General features: G+C 46.2%; 7 protein-coding genes. 2 read left to right on the top strand and 5 right to left on the bottom strand.

Annotated elements, in window-relative coordinates; all coding sequences use genetic code 11:
- The first annotated feature begins 1,108 nt into the window (after positions 1-1,108).
- The gene (locus DWW90_RS08945; protein WP_122344724.1) at positions 1,109-3,340 is read left to right on the top strand and encodes a hypothetical protein; all 2,232 of its coding nucleotides are present in this window, start codon (positions 1,109-1,111) and stop codon (positions 3,338-3,340) included.
- Between the two features lie 25 nt (positions 3,341-3,365).
- Here DWW90_RS08945 and DWW90_RS08940 read toward each other — a convergent pair whose 3' ends face one another.
- From DWW90_RS08940 to mutY, 5 genes are read right to left on the bottom strand one after another with little or no spacing between them, the layout of a single operon-like run.
- On the bottom strand, positions 3,366-4,007 hold the full coding sequence (locus DWW90_RS08940) for a 4'-phosphopantetheinyl transferase superfamily protein (protein WP_122344723.1): 642 nt from the start codon (positions 4,005-4,007) through the stop codon (positions 3,366-3,368).
- The gene (locus tag DWW90_RS08935) at positions 4,008-4,583 is read right to left on the bottom strand and encodes a gliding motility protein GldD (protein ID WP_122344722.1); all 576 of its coding nucleotides are present in this window, start codon (positions 4,581-4,583) and stop codon (positions 4,008-4,010) included.
- Positions 4,583-5,923, bottom strand: a complete 1,341-nt coding sequence (gene gldE / locus DWW90_RS08930; RefSeq protein ID WP_115501306.1) for a gliding motility-associated protein GldE — start codon at positions 5,921-5,923, stop codon at positions 4,583-4,585. The genes DWW90_RS08935 and gldE overlap by 1 nt, the downstream gene beginning before the upstream one ends.
- A gap of 25 nt (positions 5,924-5,948) precedes the next feature.
- Positions 5,949-6,449 (bottom strand): single-stranded DNA-binding protein, encoded by a 501-nt coding sequence (gene ssb, locus DWW90_RS08925; protein ID WP_115501305.1) that lies wholly within the window; start codon positions 6,447-6,449, stop codon positions 5,949-5,951.
- Between the two features lie 57 nt (positions 6,450-6,506).
- Complete coding sequence (gene mutY / locus DWW90_RS08920; protein ID WP_233547686.1) at positions 6,507-7,577, bottom strand: A/G-specific adenine glycosylase; 1,071 nt, start codon at positions 7,575-7,577, stop codon at positions 6,507-6,509.
- Between the two features lie 192 nt (positions 7,578-7,769).
- Here mutY and DWW90_RS08915 point away from each other — a divergent pair, with 192 nt between their 5' ends.
- Positions 7,770-8,042, top strand: a complete 273-nt coding sequence (locus tag DWW90_RS08915) for an HU family DNA-binding protein (RefSeq protein ID WP_005636204.1) — start codon at positions 7,770-7,772, stop codon at positions 8,040-8,042.
- The last annotated feature ends 37 nt before the right edge of the window (positions 8,043-8,079 follow it).

Below are 8,079 nucleotides of genomic sequence, written 5' to 3'. Positions count from 1 at the left end.
ATGGCGATAAGATACCGGATCATAGGAAAAAGCTCCTTTTTGACGGCTGAAAAGTGGGTTGACATTTGTTTGAATTAGGGGACCTTTCGAGCTCAAAAAATGCGTTTTTTACAATAACCCCTCTGCCGCAGGCTCTCTTTTGCCGTTTCGTTTCAACGAACGGTTTTAGAGCTTAGGGGCAAAGCCTCTTCCTCTGTGGGCTTGAGTCCCTTTAATAGGATTATTTGTAGATATTTGAAAGGGGGTTCAAACCCACAGAGGAATCCGGCAAAGCCGGGTGCTTATCAATCCGTTGATTGAAATCAACGGCAAAAGAGAGCCTGCGGCAGGGGGCTTATTGTATAAAACGTGTTTTTTAGTCTCAAAAGACATCTGGAACTAAACAAATGTTAATCCACTTTTTTTGCCTCAAAAAGGGACTTTTTCGCCTTTTTTGACCGTTCCCAGCAATTACGACCGTCCTCTTTGCTATTATGACCGTGCTAATGTGTAGTGCACTCGGCACCTCGCGAAGATTAGGACGGTCGTAATGGCGATTTGGACGGTCGTAATTGGAAAGAGGACCGTCTTTAGGGCAAAAAAGCACCTGAATTTCCTTGGGATATTTGGGACGCCGTCCGTTTTGTTTTCAAATATTCGATTCTCCGAGAGTTAAGCTTTATCACATTGTCGGCGTTTCTGGTTTTCGGTAACCAAATTGCACGCTTTTCGAAAAGGACTGCGCACCTCGTTTTTCTTATTGTCAGAAAGGGGAGTTTAAAAGGTGAAAAGAGTCAATCCAAAATCGATCAAGATTTCAGACGAAATAGAAAAATGGCAAAAAAGGGGGTTATTGTAATATTCATCAGATTTGCAGGAGGTTCAAAACTTGCCAGGTTTAAACTGATCCGCATAACCTGCCTCATCCTTATGTTTATCCCCAATGATTAGCGGGTGAGCCGAGAAAAGTCTAAAAAAGCGGACAGCGGACGGGACCTTTTTTACCGGATAACGGCATTATTCAACCGGATAATGCCGTTTTTTGCATTTTATACGCGAGGCCGAACAAACGAAAAAAATGCATCCGACTATTTTTCTAAATTTGTTATCCATATTAAATCCTAAAAACATGAAAACAAACCTCTACTTATTCCTCGCCCTGCTGCTGCTCCTCTTCGCTGGATGTGGCAAAGACGAACCGGCCGTAGACCCGGAACCGGATGGCCCGGACACACCTACTACCGAAAACACTTCGACTTATGTCCCTATCGACTGGGAGAAAACCCAGATCACAAAGATGGATATGAAGACAGGAGATGTGACGCTGACGTTCACAGACAAAGCCCCCGAATTCGAAAACGGCCTCTCGCTTATCGTCCTCGAGACTGACACATCAACCTACATCCGCCGGGTTATGAATACAGACGTTAGTAACAAAACTGCAACATTGCAAACCGTTGAAGCCAACATGACAGAGTTGTTTGCAGATACTGAATTTACGCTGTCACTCGCCCCCTCCGCCGAACGTGCACCGACTAAATCCGGAACAGCTTCTATTGATGCGAACGGTATACTCCATCCTGTTCGGATTATAGAGATAAATGAAAACAATTCATACCGGACTCTCTACGATATCCATAAAGAAATACCTCTAACCAGAACGGAGGGCGAAACAGGACTTAACATCTCATTCCCGGAAATCGACAATAGCGGAAAAGTCATATCTGCAAGTGAAGACGGAAACCTTGCACTCTATTGGGACACCTACAAGCAAAACTTTTCATTGAATGCGACCGCACATTTCAAATTCGGCAAAGCTGTGAATGAAAAGAAAATCACCGAAGACCTAAAAATAAAGGTAAGCGAATTGGAAGAATTTCGCTTTACAATAGGTGCAAAAGCTCAATGGGATATGATATTGGGAGCTTCGGCCAAAGGCAAATTCAAATATGAAGAAAATGATATCACAATAGCCAAAGGGATGTTCAAACCACGTGTTTTCACTTTCTTTACCCCTACAGGAATACCTGTCATTATAACATTAGGCAGCGATCTGTTAGGAGATTTCTCTGCCGATGGAGATGCCAAGATTGAAATCAAAGGAGGCGTTAACTTTAGTGGCAGTTTGACAACCGGCATTGAATACAAAGAAAAAAAATGGCAACCTATCGGTGAGCCGACATTTGAATACCAAATACATCCGCTTGAAATCACGGCCTTCGCCAATCTCAACATGAAAATATCGGCATATCCCAAAATAAAGATCAAATTATATAACTTTCTCGGCCCGGCTTTTTCTCCCCAGCCGTTCCTGAAAGATTCGGTAAAAATGGGTATGTTCAACGAAATGGGTTCCATTAGCAAGGATTATTATGGCTGGACGGAAAAAACATATGCAGGCGTTGACCTGCAAACAAGTATCATGCTTGATTTCATCGGAATAAATGAGGAATTACCGTTTCCTCCCATCACCTTTGAAGGCCTGTTCTACAATGCTCCAGACAAAATCGAACTTAAATCGCCTGAAAACGGGCTGGACATTCAACTGGACAAACCTATCGAAGTCACATTCAATGTAACACGTAAACTATTAGCAGCAGACCTCCCTATTCAAGGAGTCTCCGTCAAGTTCGAATCACCAAAAGGTAAGGTAAGCCAGAATTTCCTCCTCACGGACTTACAAGGGAACGCTAAAGTTCAATGGACACCGACCGTCCCCAATGATTCTCTGACAGCCAAAATATTCGATGCAAGCGGAGAAGTAATCAGCCAGGCAACGTTTAAACCCAAAGAGGAAGAGGAAGAATTTTCGATTGTGGGGAAATGGTGGGAGGATGGTCATCATAATCTTCCTGAATATCCCATATTAACAACACCTCTGATACCAAATGATAATTATCTTGAGTTTTTCCCGGATGGGACCTTTGAATATGTCTTAAATCCAAACAAACAACAGCTTTGGATCGGATATTGGAATGACGGAACCCAATCAGGATACATGATAGGTCCTCTCTATAGGGTTATCAGAGGAGACTATACATATTCTGGCTCTGAGTTAAAAACAAATGCGACTTATTATTACGAAGAGTGGGAACATGATAGATATGATTATTCCGGCAATTATGTTGGCAATGGAAGTCTTTTTCCCGACGATAAAACAGGAGAAGATCATTTCGGCGGAACAGTGAAATTTTCTAATATTAACGAGATGCAAACCCCTAAAGGCCATTTTATACGAATGACCGAAGATTTTAATTTAGATGATTACATATTAAAGTCTAAATCCAAATCTTTTAAAGTATTGCAAAATACCCGACATTTAGAAAATTCCGGTTCAGCTAAAATCATTATCTATAAATAACTATTATTTATTAAGGCGTCCGTTATTATTTTCGGACGCCTTTTATAAACGAAGCCCAGACTATGACATAGTCCTTCTCTATCCTATATTCCAACTCATATTCCGCCGCCTTATCAGTCCGCGTCTCCTGCACCCGGAAACTTCCTTCCTCCGCATACGGAAATGCCCGTACATGCAGATGCTTTAGGAAATCGACCTCCTCCCGGCCGATCATCTTGAACAGCGTCTCTTTGGCGCACCAATGGAGTAAGAGGTGTTCCGCCTCGTGCTCGCGGTCAAGGCTTGCTTCTTCTTCCGGATTCATAAAACGGCTGCGGATCTTCAATACGCGGTCGGAACGGTATTCGATGTCGATACCGGCGGCGGGATGATCCTGCAACAGGATGGCGGCGTATCCTTTCGTATGGGAAATGCTGATGTATAGAGAAGAATCCGGCAGATAGGGCGCACCGTTCGGATGATAGGCGATACGGGCCGGACGGCCGAGAAGCGTCTGAAGGAGCACGCGGCTGGCAAGCCATTCCCGGCGGCGGTGTTCCGTATGGATATCCTCCAGTTGCGACAGGTACTCTTCCCCGTTCTCCAAAAGGGAAAAGAGCGTGTCCGAAGACTCTTCAATCTTCCAGACTCCCCGGAGCGGGGCGGTATGTTTCAGAAGAAGCGGCATTTATTTCTTCCAGCTAAATGATTGGATCAACTCTACGATGTCCTCTTTCAGATATTGGGTGACAGGCGCCAGGGAATCTGCATTCGGGATGCAATCGTAATACAGGGCACCCCGGAAAAAACGGGAAACACTGTCGGTCAGCATGAACTGCAAGGGTGAAGCGGATTCGCCGTCCAGCAAGAATAGCGAACCGTAGACATCCGCCTCCGGATTGCTGTAGGCCTGCTCTTTGATCTGGTCCGGACGCTTTGCCTGCCGCACGACGAGGGCACGGCATTCGTCTTCCGCCCCTTTCAAAGTGGCCGGTGTTACGGGCAGATAGCTACAATATAGCTTCACATTCAACTGCGGATAGGAAAGATTGATCCAACCTGCCGGATTGCCGACCGGTGGAAGCTCCACCACAGCCCGCCGGGAAAGCCTGAAAGTATAAGGCAAATCCTCGACAGGGAGTTCCTGATAGGAAGGCGCCGGTAAGTCGATACGGAAATAACCGCGCGGCTTCGGCGTATATTCCGTGCAAGCTGTACACGCGGCCAACAGCAAAACCCATAATATGCCGGCAGAAAGACGCATTACTCCTCTTGCTTTTCCTTTTCCTGATCGGAAATACGGTTGAACTTGACTTTCAGGATACGGCGGTTATCGATCTCTAAGATCTGGAAACGACAGTCGTTATAGTCGATGATCTCACGGCGGCGCGGGAAGTCTCCTTTTATCTCCAACAGAAGGCCGGCCAGCGTTTCCACCTCTTCGGTCAGCTTACCGAACTCGGCGGGATCGGCTTCGATCACACGGAAGAAGTCGGTCAGCAATATCTTGGCTTCAAAGATGAGACTGCCGTCGGCCAGGCGGATAAACAGCTTTTCGTCTTCGTCATATTCATCGGATATCTCGCCGACAATCTCTTCCAGGATATCTTCCATCGTCACGATACCGGACGTACCGCCGAACTCGTCCACCACGATTGCCATGTGTATCTTATTGGTGCGGAACTCTTCTAACAGGTCGTCTATCTTCTTCGTCTCGGGCACGAAATAAGCCGGACGGATCAGGCTTTGCCAACGGAACGTGTCGGGCTTCTCGACATACGGCAGAAGGTCCTTTATATACAGGATGCCTTTAATATTGTCTTCCGAATCGGCATAGACCGGAATACGGGAATAACCGGATTGGATAACGAAGTCGATCACGGCGCGGAAACTCGTCTTGATGTCGATATCTTCCATATCTAAACGGGGCGTCATGATCTCGTCGGCCGTCTTATTGTAGAACTTGATGATTTCCGAAAGCATCTCTTTCTCTTCCGGCATTTCGGTGGAAGTCAGTTCCAACGCTTTGGAGAGTTCATCGACGGAAAGGTCATATTTCTTCTTTACCAACGCCTTATTAATGACGCTGGTCGATGTCACCAGCACCTTCGACAGCGGGCGGCAGATGCGCTCCAACACATTCAGCACAGGAGCCGAACTGCGGACAAACCGCAACGAGTTCTTCTGAGCATAAATCTTAGGCATGATCTCGCCGAACAACAGCAACAGGAATGTCAGGACAATCGTTTCCAGAATAAAGCCCAGCATCGGGGCTGCGGAGAAATTGATAATGGCATTGATGCCGTAGGTACACAGCATAACGACAGCCACATTCACAAAGTTATTGGCTATCAGAATAGCAGCGAGCAGGTACTCGGAACGATCCAGCAACTGCTGGATCAAAGGATCGGAAGGCGCATTCTCCTCCCGGATGTCATTGATGTCACCCGGGGTTAACGAGAAAAAGGCCACTTCGGAAGCCGACACGAAGCCGGAAACAAACAGCAGGAGGATTGCAAGGCTTAACGCTATTACAGGACCTGCTGTGAGCGCCTGTATAGTAACCTGATCGAATAAGCCCGATAAATAATAGTCTGAGTCCAAGGGGAACCGTATTAGTTAAACAATATCAGAACGGAAGATCGTCCGCACTGTTAGATTCTAAAGGTGTATCCGGTTGTCCGGATGCGGGTTGCTGATAACCGGTTGCGGGCTGAGCCGTCTGAGGCTGGCCGCCGGGTTGGGATGTCATCGTCGTGCCGGTGTTAGTAGCGCCCTCACGATTGGCGGGAGCTGTGCCGGTACTGTAAAACTCGACGCGGTCTGCATGGATTTCCGTTACGTAACGTTTCACGCCTGCCTGGTCGTCATAGTTGCGTGTGCGGATCTTTCCTTCCACATAAAGCCCGGAACCTTTCTTCACCCATTTTTCAACAAAGGGGACCAGGTCACGGCGGACAACGACATTGTGCCATTCCGTACGTTCCGGCACGACCGTACCGTTAGCCAAGGTATAGCCTCTCTCTGAAGTGGCAAGCGGAAAGTTGGCGACAGCAGCGCCACTATCGAAGTAACGTACTTCCGGATCACGTCCGACGTTACCGATTAATATAACTTTATTCAATGACATAGCTTTATTCTTTTATTAGTTTACAAAGAAACATAAATTCAGTCATTCTGACAAGTTTCATTCTAATTTCTCTAAATAAATATGTATCAGGCGGGGCACTGCATATTTATCAAGATCCTCCACCGGCACAGAAAGGAAGCTTTGCAACGCCTCGTTCTCCCGCTCTATCTCTATCCGGTAGAAAGTGGCATATAGGATCTGATGGGACAGGACATGCTTTACTCCGGACAATCCTACCGAGACATCCAGTTTTCCCGCTCCTGCGAAGAGCCGGCGGAACGCATCCGTCTCCTGTAATCCTGCAAAATCCACCGCACGGTCCGTCTCGATAAGCGGAAACTCGTAGAGTCCCTCCCATATATCTTTTCCTTGCCGGCGGGACAGCCAGGTCTTCCCTTTATAATTAATGTATAGGTAATGGAAATAGCGGTCCCTCGTTTTTGTCTTATTCTGCTTCACGGGATAAGACTGCATCGTCCCCGCCCCATAAGCCATACACCGTTCTTTCAAAGGGCAAACCCCGCAATCGGGATTTTGGGGGACGCATTGCAAAGCGCCCAATTCCATAATGGCTTGGTTATGCCAACCTGCATATTCAGGGTCCATCACCACACCGGCCAGTTCCGTAAACGCTTTCTTTCCTTTTGGCGTATCGATCGGAGTATCCACGGCAAAAAGACGCGAAAGGACCCGGAAAACATTCCCGTCGACCACCGGATAAGGCTGATTCCAGACAAAAGAGACGATAGCGGCAGCCGTATATTCCCCTATTCCTTTCAGGGAAATCACATCTTTATAGTGTTGCGGGAAAACGCCGCCGAACCGTTCCATGATATCTTTGGCTGCGGCATGGAGATTACGGGCGCGGCTGTAATAGCCCAAACCTTGCCAATATTTCAGCACTTCATCCTCTTCCGCCGATGCGAGTGAGGCTACATCGGGAAACCGCCCGGTAAAGCGGAGGAAATAATCCATCCCCTGCGCCACCCGTGTTTGCTGAAGGATTATCTCGGATATCCAGATGATATAGGGGTCGGAAGATTCCCGCCAAGGTAGCTCCCTTTTATGCTTTTGGTACCAATCCCGCAATAAGCGGCTGATTTCTAATTTGTTTTCTATCTGCGACATACATTTCTTTTTGGTCTTCTCCAGACCTGCAACTAATTGATTACTGCAAACATACATAGTTCTAACGGATTGTAAGGAAACATTTTTCTTAAAAATTGGCTGGCAATTCTTTTTCCACTTAAATAAAAAGCTATATATTTGCATTCCAAAAAATTAATAGGTCCAAATCAATTATTTAATTAATTTATAGACATGACTAAAGCAGATATTGTAAGCGAAATTTCAAAAAGCACGGGTATCGACAAGCAGACAGTGCTGAACAGCGTAGAATCCTTCATGGATATCGTAAAGAGTTCATTGTCTCAGGGTGAAAATGTATACCTGAGAGGCTTCGGAAGTTTCGTGATTAAAAAGAGAGCCCAGAAAACAGCTCGTAATATTTCAAAGAATACTACGATCATCATCCCGGAACATAACATTCCGTCATTCAAGCCGGCTAAGACTTTCCTGAACGAAGTAAAGTAATTTAGTTATTATAGTTTAATTTAAAATTTTAAAACAA

The sequence above is a fragment of the Parabacteroides sp. AF17-28 genome (assembly GCF_003479205.1).
In the GTDB taxonomy this organism is placed as follows: Bacteria; Bacteroidota; Bacteroidia; order Bacteroidales; family Tannerellaceae; genus Parabacteroides; species Parabacteroides acidifaciens.
Note: the sequence above shows the minus strand (reverse complement) of the source record. Positions and strands in the feature narration are given on the sequence as shown.